The sequence below is a fragment of the Bacillus sp. FSL K6-2841 genome, assembly GCF_037976435.1.
GTDB classification, from domain to species: Bacteria; Bacillota; Bacilli; order Bacillales; family Bacillaceae; genus Bacillus; species Bacillus pumilus.
Genome location: NZ_CP150266.1, coordinates 1635434 through 1652394, shown reverse-complemented (window position 1 = coordinate 1652394; position 16961 = coordinate 1635434). Strand labels below are relative to the sequence as shown.

Sequence of the window (16961 nt, the reverse complement as noted above, 5' to 3'; positions counted from 1 at the left end):
TTTATCTTGAAAGTTCAAACACTTCGTGCAGGGCATTGACAGCCGCTCTCATGTTTTCTTCGTTCACTAGCACCCAAATGGTCGTATGGCTGTCAGCCGATTGTAAAATCGGAATGTTTTGCTCGGATAGAGCCGATACAATTTTAGATGTGACACCTGGTACACCCATGATGCCTGCGCCAACAGCTGATACTTTCGCACAATTTGTTGTGACAATTGGCGTATAGCCAAGATCTTTTAGGATCGAGGTTGCCTTTTCAGTCATTGCACCTGTCACGGTATACACAATCTCACTCGGCGTAATGTTGAAGAAATCGACACTGATTTGTGCATTAGCCATTGCTTTAAAGACCTCTGTTTGGACGCTGTACTGCCCTTCTTTTGCTGGGACTTTGATTTGCGTCACATCATTGACATGTGCAATACCCGTAATAAGGCGGTCATACACATCATGGCTCATTTTATCTGAGTAGTGTGATGTGACGAGTGTGCCCTCTTCATCAGAGTATGTTGAACGGACCCTCATTGGTACTTTTGCTTGCATCGCAATTTCGACAGCTCTCGGATGAATGACTTTTGCTCCTTGATATGCAAGGTTGCAAATTTCTGTATAAGTCACGACTCTGAGCGGCTTTGCATTTTCAACAATGCGGGGATCTGCCGTCATCACACCTTCTACATCTGTAAAAATATCAATAAAGTCTGCCTGCAATGCAGCACCTAAAGCAGCTGCGGACGTATCACTGCCGCCTCGTCCGATTGTGGTCACGTCTCCATTTTTCGCGGCTCCTTGGAACCCAGCAACAACGACAACATCATGTTCAGACAGTGCCGCCTCGAGACGCTCACACTTCATATCAATAATTTTCGCACTCGTATGCTCCTTATCTGTCACAAAGCCAGCCTGTGCGCCTGTCATCGCTACAGCTTTTAGCCCGTTTTCATTCAGCATACTTGAAAACACAACAGCTGAAATATTCTCTCCGCAGGAAACGAGCAAGTCTTTTTCTCGATTTGTCATGTGCTGCGCGCTGCCATAAAGCAAACCAAGCAGCGTATCTGTAGCATAAGGATCACCTTTTCGTCCCATTGCGGAAACGACGACAACCGACTTATAGCCTTTCTCTTTTGCCGATAAGATATGTGCAAGTGCCCTTTTTCTACCTTGATCATCTTTGACAGATGTACCGCCAAATTTTTGGACAATTATTTTCACTGTCTTCACTCCAAGTTCATTCTGACGTAACAGAAGAGAGCAGGCGAAAGATGCCTAACTCTCTTCTGTTCGTCCTCATCATCCATTGAATGTTAAACTAATTTTAATGCTTTTAAGCTTTCTGCAATTTGAACGGAGTTCCACGCAGCGCCTTTTAGCAGGTTATCAGATACAATCCACATATGGAACCCGTTTGGACGGTCCAAATCTTTCCGAATGCGGCCGACAAATACGTCGTTTTTCCCAACAGCATCTGCAGGCATTGGATAAATTTGCTGAGACGGATCATCTTGCAATGTAATGCCTGGAGCATCTTTTAGAACGGACTTGATGTCGTCAACTGTTGCGTCGTTTGATTCTAGTTCGACGTAAACAGATTCTGAATGTCCTGTTTCAATTGGAAGTCTCACACATGTTGCCGCTACTTCCAGCTCTGGCATATGCATGATTTTTTTCGTTTCGTTGATCATTTTCATTTCTTCAAATGTATAACCATTATCTTGGAATTTATCAATTTGCGGAATTGCATTAAATGCAATTTGATAAGGCATGACTTCCGGCTTCACATCTTCTTTATTTAAAATGGCTTGTGATTGGCTGTATAGCTCGTCAATGGCTTCATGTCCTGCACCTGATACGGCTTGGTAAGTGGACACGATGACTTTTTTCATGCCATACGCCTTGCGAAGCGGTTCTAATGCCGCTACCATTTGAATCGTTGAACAGTTAGGGTTTGCAATGATTCCTTTATGGTCATGCAAGTCTTTTTCGTTTACCTCTGGTACGACAAGAGGGATGTTTTCGTCCATACGGAAAGCACTTGTGTTGTCTACAACAATCGCACCTCGTTTGACCGCTTCAGGAGCTAGCGCCTTGGAAACATTTCCTCCAGCACTGAATAATGCAATGTTTACTCCTTCAAAGCTTTCAGGTGTTGCTTCCTGTACGGTATACTCTTGACCTCTGAATGTCACTTTTGTTCCAGCAGAACGTTTTGAGGATAGTAGAGTCAGTGTATCCATTTCAAAATCTCTGTCAGCTAGTGTTTTTAACATTTGTTGACCGACAGCTCCAGTCGCTCCAACTACAGCTACATGCAATCCTCTTCCCATCAGTAAAACTCCTTCCGACCCATCCATGATTCTTTTCTTTCGGATGGCCATCCTATGACTTTTTACATTTTATTTTACCATAGAAAAGCAAGGCTTGAAGCATCTTTTTTGAATCTTTCATGATTTTCTAGTAAATCTATTATTCGTTTGGTCCAATTAAAATCGGCTGAATTTGTCTATGCTGAAGTGCCTCTTCCACTGTTTGAGAAAGCAGATTCATGTTCGCGACCATGGAGGTCGGTTTTTTAAATGGATCATCTTGACCAAATGGAATAAAGAAAATATTCTTTGTCGACATCAACCTCATCAGATTTGTACCATTTAAGCCTAGCGCATCATTTGTTGAAATTCCTAAAACGACAGGACGATGATTTCGAATGGTTGCTTTTGCAGCCATTAAAACAGGGCTGTCTGTCATGGCATTTGCGAATTTCGCCATCGAGTTCCCAGTTAATGGAGCAATGACCATACAATCAAGTGGCAGCTTAGGCCCGAGCGGCTCTGCTTTCACGATTGAGTCAATTGCCTTAAAGCCAGTCAGCTTCTCAATCCGCTCAATCCAGTCCGCCCCATCTCCGAATCTTGTATTCGTGTTCTGGACCGTATATGACACCACTGGACGCACTTCTGCTCCTTCTTTTACAAGTGCTTCGATTTGCGGATAAACCGCTTCGTACGTACAGTGGGAACCAGTTAAGCCAAAGCCGATTCTTTTCCCTTTTAATGTTGTCATGATTCCATCCCCCTTTTTTCCTCTGCAAGTTCACATAAGAGCCCAGAAAGCACTTTTGCAATGATTTGCCCTGCTGTCTTTGGCGCAACAATTCCCGGAAGTCCAGGTGCAAGAAGCGCCTTCACTCCGTGTTTTTGTGCAAAGTCAAAGTCTGTTCCTCCTGGGCGGGAGGCAATATCCAAAATGAGTGTCTTTGGTGTCATGCTGACGATGACAGATGAATCTAATACAAGGCTTGGAATGGTATTGATGATGATATCTACATCCGTTACTTCTTCTTTTAACTGGTCCATTGAAAATGGATCGAGTCCCATTTCAAAGGACCGCGCCAAGTGAGCTGTATCTGCTGCCCCTACTTTTACGTCCGCACCGAGTGCCCGAAATGTGCGGGCAATGGTGAGTCCTGTTCTTCCGAGCCCGAGAACAGCAACACGTGATCCATGAATGGTATAATCCGTTTGCTGAATGGCCATCATGATAATCCCTTCAACTGTAGGAATAGAGTTATATATGGCAATATCATCTCGCTCAAACAGCTTCACAAGTTTTCGGTTCACCTGCTTTGCCAGATTGTCTAAGTACGTATTAGAAATACCTGAGTACAAGGTACAATGGGCAGGGGTTCTTTCTAAATATGTTGCTTCTAGTAAAACCTGCTCATTTGAGAAAACTGTCGCGACAACACCTTCATCTGTTGCGCCTGATACTGGCAGGATCATACTGTCTACCTGTTCGAATGGTAGTTCTGACATTTTTAGCTTTTCAGCCCCAATAAATCCGTGATCCAGCTGATCAAATCCAACCAAAAACACTTTGGCATGCTGCTGTGACAGCTTGCGAATAATTTCAAGCTGCCTTGCATCTCCCCCGATCACCGCAACCGTTAAACCGCTCAACATACTGACCGTTCACCTTCTTTATTTAAAAAAGTCTGTAATATTTTCTGAATCTCCCTTTCAGCATATGAGGAGAGGATTCAGCCTGTGAACAAATCGAAGAGAGAAAAGAAAAAGAGCACCCATTTATGATGGATGCTCTTTTTCCCCCGGCGGCTGAAGTGCTTCAGGCACATCGAGAATGATCATATCTGATCCTATTTTTTGAATGTGATTCCAGGGGACGCGGATGTCATTTCCTTGCTTTCGAAAACCAAACCACTTCACCGAAGGTATGATAAGTGCTGTGATTTGACCGTCTTGTTCATTGATTTCAAGGTCGGTTTGTCCAAGCACACCAAGCCGCTCCGCTCTTTTGATATCGACAATCTCTTTTCCTGACAGCTCACTTAACCTCAAAATCGCATCACTTCCCTTCCGTATCATATATGCAGCCACAAGAAGAAATAGACCGTCCCGCTTTTTCAAGTTATGAATGATGCCAATTTGAATACCAAGCTGGTTTCATTAGATGAAAGTGATCATGGTCTGCCAGCATTCTTTCCACTCTGCTCACCATGTCTTTTACATGTTCAGTGTCATAAGAAAGCGTCCAGACAATAGAAGAAAAGCAGCTCATTGCTGTATAGATAGAAAAAAGAAGCCAAAAATCGTCTGTGGCCTGCGTACTTACATAGTAATCCAGTTGCCCTGCTGAAAACGGAATACTATTTTCTCGGCTAAATAAAGACAATTTATAAAAATCATGAACTGGGTCACCCCAGTCAGATTGATCAAAATCAATGACTCCTGAATACTCACCTTCTTGTATGATGATATTCCCCAAATGAAAATCATCATGCTGGAATTGATTAGGCCTCGCCTTTACTGCATCAACATGTGATTTAATAAAATCTAATACGAATTGATCCTGAGCAAAGGTCACTCCACTTGATTGATAGGCATGTACATACCGTTCATGTTTCGTCATGACCCTCTCTTCCCATGTCGCGATATGAGAAGGTGCGGGACATGTGTGCATGAAACTAAGTTCTTTGCCTGCCCGTCTCCCGATTTCATACTGCTCTTCATTTGTAAGCAGATGGATGGATGCTCTAGCATTCTCTCCTTCAATAAAAGAGAAAATACGATAGGTACAGTTGAGTTCAGTATTCATCCCAATCTCCATTACTTCAGAACATAGAAGGCCTCGATCTTTAAACTTTTGCTGAACTGACGCTTTTCTTTTAAAATTAGAATACGTTTTGAGGTTTGATAGCTTGAGCACTAGCTTTTCACTTGAGGATGTTGTGACGAGATAAGTACGGTTTCCAGAAAGGCCAGATGTCATTGGCTCAAAGGAGATGGCTTGTGTCAGAAGCGGAGAAAGGATTTTCAGTTTTTCACGTTCCATGTAAGCAGCGCCCCTTTCTTCTTGATATATAATAAACGGCAGACCTCTTAAGAAGCCTGCCGTGTTGTTTACATTATGATGGCTGATCACCCGTAGGACTAATAAGCGAGAGCGCATAATCCTCTGTAAAGATTCGTTTGGATAAGTTATTCACACCGTCTAATGTGACTTTGTTGATTTCGTCAATAATTTCATCAAGTGTGCGATGTTTGCCAAGGAGCAGTTCGTTTTTACCGTTTCGGCTCATCTTGCTGTTTGTGCTTTCAAGGCTGAGCATCAGGTTCCCTTTCATTTGCTCCTTAGAGTTTTCAAGCTCTTTTTGCGTGATTCCCTCACGCTTTAAGACGTCTAGCGTTTGTAAAATGGTTTCAGAGAGCAGGTTTAACTGCTTCGCTCCAGTCCCGCCATAAATCGTCAGCATGCCGTTATCTGCAAATGAACTGTGATAGCTGAAAACAGAATAGGCGAGTCCTTTGTCTTCTCTTACATCCTGGAACAAGCGGCTGCTCATGCTTCCACCAAGAACATTATTTAAGACAATTAAGTCATAGATGCCTTTGTCTCCAGCTGGGAGGCCATTAAAGCCCAAGCATAGATGCGCTTGCTCTGTTTCCTTTTTGCGTGTGAGCTTGTCATAGTGAAATTGCGGCGCTTCTACAGGCTGTTTTTTTCCTTTCGTTTCATACGAACCGAACAACTTTTCAACTTCACTAATGAATGTGTCATCCACATTCCCTGCAACAGAGATGACGACGCGGTCCGGCGTGTAGAATTCATCCATATAAGCTCTAAGAGAGTCACCGTTAAAGGTAGAAAGTGTTTCTTCTGTTCCTAAAATCGGGAAACCTAAAGAATGATCACCATAAATCGCTTTGCTCAACAGATCATGAACGATATCATCAGGTGTATCCTCATACATTTTGATTTCTTCATATACTACATTTTTTTCTTTTTTCAACTCTTCTTCATCAAAAGCAGAGTGGAAGAACATGTCGCTTAATACATCGAGGGCGTAGCCAGCATGTGAATCAAGCACCTTTGCATAGTAGCAAGTGTATTCTTTTGACGTAAAGGCATTCACTTGACCACCAATGCGGTCAAAGGATTCTGCGATATCACGTGCAGATCTCGTCTTTGTTCCTTTAAAGAACATATGCTCTAGAAAGTGTGAGATCCCGTTAATTTCTGGTGTCTCATGTCTAGAACCAGTTCCAATCCAGACGCCAATTGCGACAGATCTTACAGTGGGATTGTTTTCAAGTACAATTCTTACTCCATTTTGGCAAGTATACGTTTTGACCAAGTTTTGCTCCTCCTATTCAACAAACAGATCGGATCACGGATGTCTTTTTTCACTTAGGAGGTCAGAAACCGTTCCTAATTCATATCCTCTTTCCTTGATTTGAGTGATAAGTGCGTCAAGACTTTTCGCCGTCGAATCTGTTGGATGCATTAATATCATCGCCCCATTGTGAATTTTCCCAAGCACCCGTTTTTGTAGTATGTTTGGTGACGGTTTTTGCCAGTCAATGGTGTCTACCGTCCACATAATGGTTTCCATTCCTTCTTCTGCAGCCAGCTTCACTGTTTCTTCTTTGAAACTGCCGCTTGGAGGGGCGAACCATTTCGGTTTTGTTCCAAGGGATTCTTCAATTTGACGATTCGTTTTGGTAATCTGCTCTAATGCTCGTTCTCTTGTCAGTGTGCGCATATCCGGGTGATTGTATGAATGGTTTCCAATTTCATGACCATCTGCCACGATCTTTTTAGCAAGATCCGTGCTTTTTTTCACCCATTTGCCTTCTAAGAAAAAGGTCGCCTTGACCTGATGCTTTTCCAGTGTCTTTAACATCTTGATTAAATGCTCGTCACCCCAAGCCACGTTGATGAGGAAAGCAGTCATTTTTTTATCTGGATGTCCCTTGTAAATGGGTTCAGCACCAAGTTCATGTAAATGAATAGAAGGTTTTGTTTCATTGAAAACAAGCAGCTTTTCATCAAATGACCCTCGTTTTTTCATTTTTTCATAAGAGGCATCGATATTGACCGTCTGTCCATTTAGACCAGGCATCTTTTTCCACACTTTATCAATCTTAGCATTTTGCGCCTTCACTTCATAGTCAGAAGACTTCGATTCAATCTCTTGATATAAAATATCTTTTGAAACAGATGCAACCTCAGCATGCTCTTTCATTGATTCAATATATGTAACAGCAGCTGGCTGCTTCATCGTTTGATATGACACGAGCAGTAAAAATACAAACACAATGAACGGTAACGTTTTTTTCAATGGTTGTCCCTCCCCTTTACCACAAATTATGATAGGGAGAAACAAGCTAGAACTATTGTTAGCACAAGAAAAGAAAGAAGCCTGGTACGGATACCTGGCTTCTAACATATTTCATTAAGACTGTTTTTCTTCTTTTTCCTTTTCTTCACGTAAAACAGCTTTGCGAGAAAGGTTCACACGGCCCTGTTTATCGATTTCAGTGACTTTGACAAGTAATTCATCACCAATTTTCACGACATCTTCTACTTTGCCTACACGATCAAGCGCAAGCTCAGAAATATGAACAAGTCCATCTTTGCCGCTGAAGATTTCAAGGAAAGCCCCGAATTTTTCAATGCGTTTTACTTTACCTAAGTAAAGTTGTCCTACTTCAACTTCTCTCACAAGATCTTCAATGATTTTCTTCGCTTTTTGGTTCATGTCTTCTTCTGTAGAAGAGATAAAGATTGTACCATCTTGTTCAATATCAATCTTCACACCGGTATCTTCAATAATTTTGTTAATTTGTTTACCGCTTGGTCCAATGACATCGCGAATTTTATCAGGATTGATTTTCATCGTTAAGATTTTTGGTGCATAACGAGACAATTCTCCTCTAGAAGCAGGAATCGTTGACAGCATGCTATCTAAGATTTCCATTCTTCCTTTTTTCGCTTGTTGGAGAGCTTCTTCCAAAATGTCTTTTGATAGACCATCGATTTTGATATCCATTTGAAGTGCTGTTACACCTTTTGATGTACCTGCAACTTTAAAGTCCATATCTCCAAGTGCATCTTCCATTCCTTGAATGTCTGTCAGCACTGTGTAGTATTCCCCAGATTTCACAAGTCCCATTGCAATGCCTGCAACTGGTGCTTTAATTGGAACACCCGCATCCATCATCGCAAGTGTGCTTGCGCAAATACTTGCTTGTGAAGTAGAACCGTTTGATTCTAGTACCTCAGACACAAGGCGAACCGTATAAGGGAAATCTTTTTCAGATGGGATCACTGGTTCTAATGCCCGTTCACCTAGTGCTCCATGTCCGATTTCACGGCGGCCTGGGCCACGCATTGGACCTGTCTCACCAACACTGAATTGCGGGAAGTTGTAATGGTGCATGAAGCGTTTTGATTCTTCAACGCCTAGACCGTCAAGAATTTGCACATCGCCAAGTGCACCTAATGTACAAATACTGAGCGCCTGTGTTTGTCCTCTTGTAAATAGACCTGAACCGTGCGTTCTTGGCAGAAGTCCTACTTCTGAAGAAAGTGGTCGGATTTGATCTACACCGCGTCCATCTGGACGTACTTTCTCTTCAGTGATCAGACGACGAACTTCATTTTTGACAAGCTTGTTTAATACGTCTTTCGCTTGTTTAATTGTCGCTTCGTCGCGATCTTCTTCTTCAAATTTCTCAACCACAGCTTTTTTCACAGCACTGATTGCATCTTCACGTGCATGCTTCTCATGTACTTGAATCGCTTTCAGCAGGTCTGTTTCAGCAAGTGCCTTTACTTCGTCTGCTAACGTTTGATCTACTTCATATAAAGGAATATCGATCTTTGCTTTACCGACTGCCTTGACAATTTCCTCTTGGAATTCGATTAAACGTTTGATCTCTTGGTGGCCATACATGATAGCTTCAAGCATTGTTTCTTCTGGCACTTCATCAGCACCAGCTTCGACCATGTTGATCGCATCTTTCGTTCCAGCGACTACAAGGTTGATGTCACTTTGTTCAAGCTGTTCTACATTGGGATTGATGATAAACTTTCCATCAACTCGTCCTACTGTAACGCCGGCGATTGGTCCCTCAAATGGAATGTCAGACACACATAATGCTAATGATGAGCCAAACATTGCAGCCATTTCAGATGAACAATCTTGATCCACACTCATGACGATACTAATCACTTGTACTTCGTTTCTAAATCCATCTGCAAATAATGGACGGATTGGTCTATCAATTAAGCGGCTCGCAAGGATCGCTTTTTCACTTGGACGGCCTTCTCTTTTAATGAAGCCACCAGGAATTTTACCTACTGCGTATAATCTTTCTTCGTAGTTCACAGTGAGCGGGAAGAAATCAAGTGGTTTTGGTTCTTTAGAAGCTGTTGCTGAGCTAAGCACAGCTGTATCTCCGTAGCGTACGAGGACCGCTCCGTTTGCTTGCTTTGCAAGCTGGCCAGTTTCAACTGTCAGTTGACGTCCAGCCCAGTCTATGGTGAAGACATGTTTCTCTTGTCCCATTCTGAGAAAAACTCCTCTCTTATCTTGAAATTTTAGTTAATTCTTATTATGAACAAAATGATTTTCACATATCAATGTGAAAGGTGTATGTAGAAGGGTTTTTGCCATTCTTTCAACATTTTAACCATAAAATATTAGTGATTATACGATAAAAAAGCGGGAATCCTCCCGCTTTTTACGATTATCGACGTAAGCCTAGTTTGTTAATTAACTCACGGTAACGAGTTACGTCTTTATTACGTAGATACGTAAGAAGATTACGACGTCTACCTACCATTTTCAAAAGACCGCGACGTGAGTGGTGATCTTTCTTATGAGTACGTAAATGCTCGTTCAAGTTGTTAATTGATTCTGTTAGGACAGCGATCTGAACTTCTGGAGATCCAGTATCAGATTCGTGTGTTTTGAACTCACTAATTAATTGAGTTTTACGCTCTTGAGTAATAGCCATCCTGTTTCACCTCCAAATCATGTTAGCCCCATCTACCTCGCAACCGTCGGTGAAGTCGGCCTGCCAAGTAAGTGGTTTTAAAGCTACAGGAATAATCATACTAAAAATACGCTGAATTTGCAAATGGTAGAGCTGTTTTTCTATGAATTTTTTGTTTGCTTTCGCTGATGTTGAAAAAACTGAATCGCTTCTTCTTTATCTTGACTGATTTGTGCCGTTAACTCCTGGATTCCGTTAAATTTTTGCTCACTGCGAATGCGCTTGAACCACTGTAATTTAATCGGTTCACCATATATTTCTTCGTTAAAATCAAAGAGGTTTACTTCAATAGCAGGCTGATCAGGGCGTTTTTCATAAAAGGTTGGTTTATAGCCAATGTTACAAACACCGTCATACACTTTGCCTTTTACTTCTGCTCTTACTGCATAAACTCCTGTTGGCGGAATGATATATTCAGCAGATAAACCGACATTGGCAGTCGGAAAGCCGATCGTCCGTCCTCGCTTATCTCCATGAATGACAATACCGCGCAGCTGATAAGGTTTTCCTAAAAGCTCACTTACATATTCAACATCTCCATTTTTCAATGCAGAGCGTATGAGTGTTGAGCTGACTTTTCGGTCTTGATTGGACAACTTAGGAACGATGGTGGCAGAAATACGCCCTTTTCCGTACTCATCGAAGGTTTCCATTGTACCTGCACCAAAACGGCCAAACGTAAAATCAAAACCAGCTACTGCGTGCTTTACATTCAGCTCATCTAAATATTGATCGACAAACTCTTGAGGCGATAGCGCTGCAAAGCTTTCGCTGAACTGCACAATGTATAAATAGTCAGCGCCCAGCTGTTCGATGAAATCAATTTTATCCTCAAGCGGCGTAATTAAGTCCTTGGGTTCACGTGCTTTTTGCAAAACATGTGATGGGTGCGGATGAAAGGTCATGACTGCTAAAGCCAAACCTTCTTTACTCGCAATGCTTTTTGCTGCGTCAATCACTTTTTGATGTCCGAGGTGAACACCGTCAAAATACCCTAAAGCCATAACAGACGGGTCTTGATCCTTTTGATTCAATGTATGTGGGTGTGAAATATGTATAGTCTTCACGAGATGGTCACCTTTTCTTTAAGATTGCTTGTCCTGAGATAAGATCTTCGCCGGCTTCATTAGATTCTGTTTGGTCGGGTGCTTCATATATATCGCCATACACCGGCCTGAAGGAGCAAAGACAGCGACACGATCTTCCTCTGCGAAATGAGCGAATTCACCAGGCATTGGCAGGACTGCACCGTTTTCCACTTTACTTGCTAATGTATCATTTATCTCCCATTTCGGCAAATGATTGAGCGCACGCTCGATTGGGACAAGGTGCTCATCTACTGTACCTTCTTCGCTTATATCTCGCAGCTCATCAAGGGTGATGCACTCATCTAGTGTAAAATCACCTGATCCTGTGCGAATGAGGTGTGACATATGAGCTGGGAATCCTAGTTTCTTTCCAATATCAACCGCTAAGGTTCTGACATATGTTCCTTTTGAACATAAAACGGTGAATCTAAATGATACTTTTCCATTTTCAAATAAAGCAGGTGTTGTCCGCTCGATACGGTGAATCGTAATTTCACGGCTCGGTCGCTCAATTTCAATGCCTTCTCTTGCATATTCATAGAGCTTTTTCCCGCCAATTTTCACTGCCGAAAACATAGGTGGAATTTGTTCAATGGTTCCTTGAAACTGTTTCAGCACAGCATCAATTTCTTCTTCTGAGATGGGATTTTGCACCTTTTTTTCTTCTACAATCTCACCTGTTTGGTCTTCTGTTGTTGTAGAAAAACCAATCGTGATTTCTGCGTCATACGTTTTTGATTTATCTGTTAAGTATTCGACAATCTTCGTTGCTCTTCCGATACAAATGGGCAGAACACCTGATACCTCGGGGTCGAGGGTACCTGTATGTCCCACTTTTTTTGTATGCAGGATCTTTCTCACTTTGAACACACAGTCGTGAGAGGTCATCCCTCTTTCTTTATGTAATAAAAGAACACCATTTATCATCTGCGCTCTCTCCTTTCGTAAACGATGAAAAAGGACAGACGATCATCGCCTATCCTTATTTCAACGTCTTATTCATGATCTTTTGTGTTTAGTTCAGCAATTAGGCTTTCAATTCGGTTTCCGTAATCCACGGATTCATCGAATTCAAAGTGCAGTTCTGGTGTTTTGCGAAGTCTAATTCGATTGCCAATTTCAGAACGGATATACCCTTTAGCCTTTGCAAGGCCTTTTAAGGTTTCCTCTCTTTTTTTCTCGTCACCGAGAACAGAAATGTAAACTTTCGCAATTTGCAAATCACCGGATACTTCGACATCGGTTACAGTCAAAAAGCCGATTCTTGGATCTTTTAGCTTTCTGCCAAGGATGTCGCCTAATTCCTTTTTCATCTGCTCACCCACGCGGGTTGCTCTCATACTCATGATCTTATCACCTCTAATTAAAACCACTCAGTTTTCGTGATCGTTCGTTCAATTTCAGGAAAAGAATCAATAAAGCTTAAAACACGCTGCAATTCCTTTTCCACTTGAACCCGGGATGAGGAAATTACGGCGATTCCAATTGATGTACGCTGCCATGTGTCCTGGTAATCCATTTCAGCCATGGTTACATTGAATTTATGGCGCGTTCTTGTCAGTATACGCTGAAGAACCGCACGTTTTTCCTTCAGTGAGGAGGCATCATAAATGATGCACTCACATTCGGTATAACCGATCATTTTCTTTCGATTTCTTGCATAACGAATGATTCCATGACATCACCTTCACGGATATCATTGTACTTCTTAATGGTAATACCACACTCATAGCCTTGTGAAACTTCTTTCACGTCATCTTTGAATCGTTTTAAAACGTCGACTTCGCCTTCAAAAATAACGACGCCGTCACGAATTAAGCGGATACCACTATCTCTTGTGATGGTTCCTTCAGTGACATAACCACCAGCAATTGTACCGATTTTAGATACTTTGAACGTTTGACGAACTTCAACTTGACCGATGACTTTTTCTTCATATTCAGGGTCAAGCATTCCTTTCATCGCCGCTTCAATTTCATCGATGACTTTATAAATAATGCGGTGTAAGCGGATATCTACGTTTTCTGTTTCAGCTGTGCTCTTCGCATTTCCATCAGGACGTACGTTAAATCCGATCACGATCGCATTAGAAGCACTTGCTAAAATAATATCAGATTCTGTAATCGCTCCAACACCCGTATGGATGATTTTCACTTTTACGCCTTCTACTTCAATTTTTTGAAGAGCGGCCGTCAGTGCTTCAGCAGAACCTTGTACGTCTGCTTTCACGATCAAGTTGATATCTTTCACTTCACCTTGTTTGATTTGCTCAAATAGGTCATCTAGAGATAATTTCGCTTTGTCTGAACGCTGTTCATCAAGCTGTTTCGAAGCACGCGCCTCACCTACTTGACGAGCTGTTTTTTCATCTTTGAACACGAGGAACTGATCCCCTGCATTCGGTACATCGTTTAAACCAGTGATTTCAACAGGTGTAGATGGTCCTGCTGTTTTCACGCGGCGTCCGATGTCATTAACCATTGCACGTACACGGCCAAATGTATTTCCGACAACGATTGGGTCACCTACATGAAGTGTACCAGTTTGAACAAGAAGGGTTGCAACAGATCCTCTTCCTTTATCAAGCTCAGCCTCGATGACAGTTCCTTTTGCCGCACGATTTGGGTTGGCTTTCAGTTCTCCAACTTCGCTGACAAGAAGGATCATTTCAATCAATTCATCAATGCCTTCACCTGTTTTTGCAGATAGAGGAACGAAGATTGTTTCGCCGCCCCAAGCTTCTGGTACTAGACCATGCTCCGTTAATTCCTGCATCACACGGTCCGGGTTCGCTGTTGGTTTGTCAATTTTGTTGACAGCAACAATGATTGGCACTTCTGCTGCTTTCGCATGGTTAATCGCTTCAACCGTTTGCGGCATAACGCCATCATCTGCTGCAACGACCAGAATAGTTGTATCCGTTACCTCAGCACCACGTGCACGCATCGTTGTAAAGGCTGCGTGTCCAGGTGTATCAAGGAACGTGATTTTCTTGCCGTTTTCTTCAATTTGGTATGCACCGATATGCTGCGTGATTCCACCAGCTTCGCCTTCAACGACTTTCGTCTTACGAATGCTGTCAAGAAGCGTTGTTTTCCCGTGGTCAACGTGTCCCATGATCGTCACAACTGGAGGGCGTACTTGCATATCTTCTTCTTTATCTTCAACTTCATACTTTTCAAGTTCAGTTTCTTCTAAAATAATGACTTCCTCTACTGGAACACCATATTCAGAAGCGATTAATTCAACTGTATCTTTATCCAGCTCTTGGTTAATGGTTGCCATAACACCAAGCATCATCAGCTTTTTGATAATTTCAGCTGTTTCTTTTCCAAGCTCTTCAGCTAGCTGGCCGACTGTCATTGAATTTGTAAATTCAATTTTTTCAGGAAGCTCTTTTTTAGGTTTTACAGGTCTAGCTTGTTGATGCTGCGATTTGTTATTTCCACCGCGTTTATTTTTGTTTTTGTTTTGGTTGTTGTTTTTTTTGTTTTTATTAAATTGATTATTCTGCACGTCATTCTTCTTTCTATCATTGTTTTTGTTAGATGATTGTTTTTTTTGTTCTGCGGGTTTCTCGTTAGCTGTCTCTTTTGCTTTGGCTTTTTTATAGATCGCGTCTAGCTTTTTCACAGTGTCGTCTTCAAGCGTCGCCATGTGGTTGTTCACTTCCACGTTCATATCCTTAAGCGCTGCTATAATATCTTTACTTGAAACATCTATGGCTTTTGCGTATTCATATACTCTCACTTTAGCCATTCGTTCACCCCCAAATAAATTAATCGAGCAAGCTTATAAGCTTCTTTGCGAAGCCTTGGTCAGTGACAGCGACAACTACGCGAGCTTCTTTCCCAATAGAACGTCCGAGAACGGAACGGTCTTCAACTTTTCTAACCGGAACATTATAAAATTTGCATTTGTCAGATACCTTTTTCTCTGTGTTCGATGAGGCATCTGCTGCAAGAAGAACCAGCTTAGCACGCGCATGTCTAATTTCTTTGATCACAAGATCTTCTCCTGACACGACTTTACGAGCTCGATTTGCTAGACCAAGCAAAGGATACCATTCAGATTGAGTCATTTGGTTTTTTCACCTTTTCAGCTAGTTCTAGTAATTCTTCAAATATGTGTTCGTCAATCTGTGTCTGAAATTGCTGCTGTAAACTGCGTTTGTTCTTTGCCGCAAGAATGGTTTCTTTATCGAGAGAAAGGTAAGCTCCGCGTCCGTTCTTTTTTCCGGTTGCGTCAACAGACACTTCACCTTCTTTAGAACGAACAACACGGATCAGTTCTTTCTTTGGTTTCATTTCTCCCGTCACGACACATTTTCTAAGCGGGATTTTTTTTCGGCTATTCACCTTTTACATCACCTCTTATTCGTCAGATTCCTCAGCTACTGGTTCAGCCTCTAAGAAAAGAGATTCAGAGTCTTCAGTTCTTGGGAAAATACCGAGCTCCCTTGCATCTGTTTCACTTTTAATGTCAATTTTCCAGCTAGTCAGCTTTGCTGCAAGACGAGCATTTTGACCTCTTTTACCAATCGCTAACGACAGCTGATAATCAGGGACAATCACTGTTGTCGCCTTATCTTCTTCATTCACAATAACATCAAGTACTTTTGATGGACTTAATGCATTGGCAACAAATTCAACCGGGTCATTAGACCAATGGACAATGTCAATTTTTTCGCCTTTTAGCTCGTTGACAATTGCTTGTACACGCTGACCTTTTGGTCCAACACAAGAACCAACTGGGTCAACATCAGGATCATCAGTACGAACAGAGATTTTAGAACGGTCCCCAGCTTCTCTAGCAACCGATTTAAGCTCTACAGTACCATCATAAATTTCTGGCACTTCAATTTCAAATAAACGCTTTAAAAGACCTGGATGTGTTCTAGACACATAAATTTGTGGTCCTTTTGTTGTTTTTTCGACTTTTGTAATAAACACCTTAATGCGGTCATGTGGTTTGTAGTCCTCATTTGGCATTTGTTCGTTGACCGGAAGAAGGGCTTCGATTTTGCCAAGTGACACGTAAATGAATTTACTGTCAATTCGCTGAACGATTCCCGTCATAATGTCTTCCTCGCGATCGATAAACTCAGTGTAGATCACACCTCGCTCTGCTTCTCTCACTCGCTGCGTCACCACTTGTTTCGCAGTCTGAGCTGCAATGCGTCCGAAATCTTTTGGCGTGACTTCAATTTCAACGACGTCACCTACCATGTAATTCGGGTTCATATTGGCTGCATCATCTACAGAGATTTCAAGGCGAGAATCATACACTTCATCGACAACATCTTTTCTTGCAAATACGCGAATTGTTCCCGTTTCGCGGTTTAAATCAACACGAACATTTTGCGCTTGATTAAAGTTACGCTTATATGCAGAAATGAGTGCAGCTTCTATCGCTTCAATAATAATTTCTTTACTAATACCCTTCTCTTTCTCGAGAACAGTCAGGGCATCTAACAACTCACTACTCATTTTTATGGTTCCCCCTTATATC

Annotated in this window: 18 protein-coding genes; all 18 read right to left on the bottom strand. The window is 42.0% G+C overall.

Translation table 11 applies throughout. The annotated features are described in order from the left end of the window. Nucleotide 1 precedes the first annotated feature (1 nt). The 18 genes from dapG to nusA all read right to left on the bottom strand — a co-directional run bounded on the left by dapG (nucleotide 2) and on the right by nusA (nucleotide 16939). Nucleotides 2-1216: an aspartate kinase gene (dapG, locus tag MHH68_RS08215; RefSeq protein WP_012010005.1), complete on the bottom strand. Its 1215-nt coding sequence runs from the start codon at nucleotides 1214-1216 to the stop codon at nucleotides 2-4. Between the two features lie 92 nt (nucleotides 1217-1308). Beyond that, nucleotides 1309-2328 (bottom strand): aspartate-semialdehyde dehydrogenase, encoded by a 1020-nt coding sequence (gene asd, locus MHH68_RS08210; protein WP_169056536.1) that lies wholly within the window; start codon nucleotides 2326-2328, stop codon nucleotides 1309-1311. Between the two features lie 139 nt (nucleotides 2329-2467). Further along, nucleotides 2468-3061, bottom strand: coding sequence for a dipicolinate synthase subunit B (dpaB, locus tag MHH68_RS08205; protein ID WP_058013961.1), 594 nt, complete (start codon nucleotides 3059-3061; stop codon nucleotides 2468-2470). After that, nucleotides 3058-3960 (bottom strand): dipicolinic acid synthetase subunit A, encoded by a 903-nt coding sequence (gene dpaA, locus MHH68_RS08200; protein WP_061407829.1) that lies wholly within the window; start codon nucleotides 3958-3960, stop codon nucleotides 3058-3060. The genes dpaB and dpaA overlap by 4 nt, the downstream gene beginning before the upstream one ends. 123 nt (nucleotides 3961-4083) lie before the next feature. Then, entirely contained in the window at nucleotides 4084-4356 is a 273-nt protein-coding gene (locus MHH68_RS08195; RefSeq protein WP_012010001.1) for a YlmC/YmxH family sporulation protein, read from the bottom strand. Nucleotides 4357-4426: 70 nt separating this feature from the next. Further along, on the bottom strand, nucleotides 4427-5350 hold the full coding sequence (locus MHH68_RS08190; RefSeq protein ID WP_339165716.1) for an aminoglycoside phosphotransferase family protein: 924 nt from the start codon (nucleotides 5348-5350) through the stop codon (nucleotides 4427-4429). A 73-nt stretch (nucleotides 5351-5423) separates the two neighbouring features. Further along, the gene (locus MHH68_RS08185; protein ID WP_306012146.1) at nucleotides 5424-6653 is read right to left on the bottom strand and encodes a pitrilysin family protein; all 1230 of its coding nucleotides are present in this window, start codon (nucleotides 6651-6653) and stop codon (nucleotides 5424-5426) included. Between the two features lie 33 nt (nucleotides 6654-6686). After that, the gene (locus MHH68_RS08180; RefSeq protein ID WP_234034892.1) at nucleotides 6687-7580 is read right to left on the bottom strand and encodes a polysaccharide deacetylase family protein; all 894 of its coding nucleotides are present in this window, start codon (nucleotides 7578-7580) and stop codon (nucleotides 6687-6689) included. Nucleotides 7581-7754: 174 nt separating this feature from the next. After that, nucleotides 7755-9872 (bottom strand): polyribonucleotide nucleotidyltransferase, encoded by a 2118-nt coding sequence (pnp, locus tag MHH68_RS08175; protein WP_003211098.1) that lies wholly within the window; start codon nucleotides 9870-9872, stop codon nucleotides 7755-7757. A gap of 181 nt (nucleotides 9873-10053) precedes the next feature. Further along, nucleotides 10054-10323: a 30S ribosomal protein S15 gene (gene rpsO, locus MHH68_RS08170; RefSeq protein WP_012009997.1), complete on the bottom strand. Its 270-nt coding sequence runs from the start codon at nucleotides 10321-10323 to the stop codon at nucleotides 10054-10056. Nucleotides 10324-10463: 140 nt separating this feature from the next. After that, nucleotides 10464-11429, bottom strand: a complete 966-nt coding sequence (gene ribF / locus MHH68_RS08165) for a bifunctional riboflavin kinase/FAD synthetase (RefSeq protein ID WP_268497849.1) — start codon at nucleotides 11427-11429, stop codon at nucleotides 10464-10466. Between the two features lie 18 nt (nucleotides 11430-11447). Then, nucleotides 11448-12377 carry a tRNA pseudouridine(55) synthase TruB gene (gene truB / locus MHH68_RS08160; RefSeq protein WP_268497848.1) on the bottom strand — a complete coding sequence of 310 codons (930 nt, stop codon included), beginning with the start codon at nucleotides 12375-12377 and terminating at the stop codon, nucleotides 11448-11450. A 68-nt stretch (nucleotides 12378-12445) separates the two neighbouring features. Next, nucleotides 12446-12796 (bottom strand): 30S ribosome-binding factor RbfA, encoded by a 351-nt coding sequence (gene rbfA / locus MHH68_RS08155; RefSeq protein WP_007499525.1) that lies wholly within the window; start codon nucleotides 12794-12796, stop codon nucleotides 12446-12448. Nucleotides 12797-12813: 17 nt separating this feature from the next. Next, a complete protein-coding gene (locus tag MHH68_RS08150) occupies nucleotides 12814-13092 on the bottom strand; it encodes a DUF503 domain-containing protein (protein WP_012009994.1) in 279 nt (92 codons plus the stop codon). Further along, a complete protein-coding gene (infB, locus tag MHH68_RS08145; RefSeq protein WP_169056529.1) occupies nucleotides 13089-15209 on the bottom strand; it encodes a translation initiation factor IF-2 in 2121 nt (706 codons plus the stop codon). Before infB ends, MHH68_RS08150 begins: the two co-directional genes overlap by 4 nt. 19 nt (nucleotides 15210-15228) lie before the next feature. Continuing rightward, nucleotides 15229-15531, bottom strand: coding sequence for a YlxQ family RNA-binding protein (locus MHH68_RS08140; protein ID WP_034662287.1), 303 nt, complete (start codon nucleotides 15529-15531; stop codon nucleotides 15229-15231). Then, nucleotides 15518-15808 carry a YlxR family protein gene (locus MHH68_RS08135; RefSeq protein ID WP_058013969.1) on the bottom strand — a complete coding sequence of 97 codons (291 nt, stop codon included), beginning with the start codon at nucleotides 15806-15808 and terminating at the stop codon, nucleotides 15518-15520. The genes MHH68_RS08140 and MHH68_RS08135 overlap by 14 nt, the downstream gene beginning before the upstream one ends. Before the next feature lie 15 nt (nucleotides 15809-15823). Then, nucleotides 15824-16939 carry a transcription termination factor NusA gene (gene nusA / locus MHH68_RS08130; protein WP_003211013.1) on the bottom strand — a complete coding sequence of 372 codons (1116 nt, stop codon included), beginning with the start codon at nucleotides 16937-16939 and terminating at the stop codon, nucleotides 15824-15826. Between the last annotated feature and the right edge of the window lie 22 nt (nucleotides 16940-16961).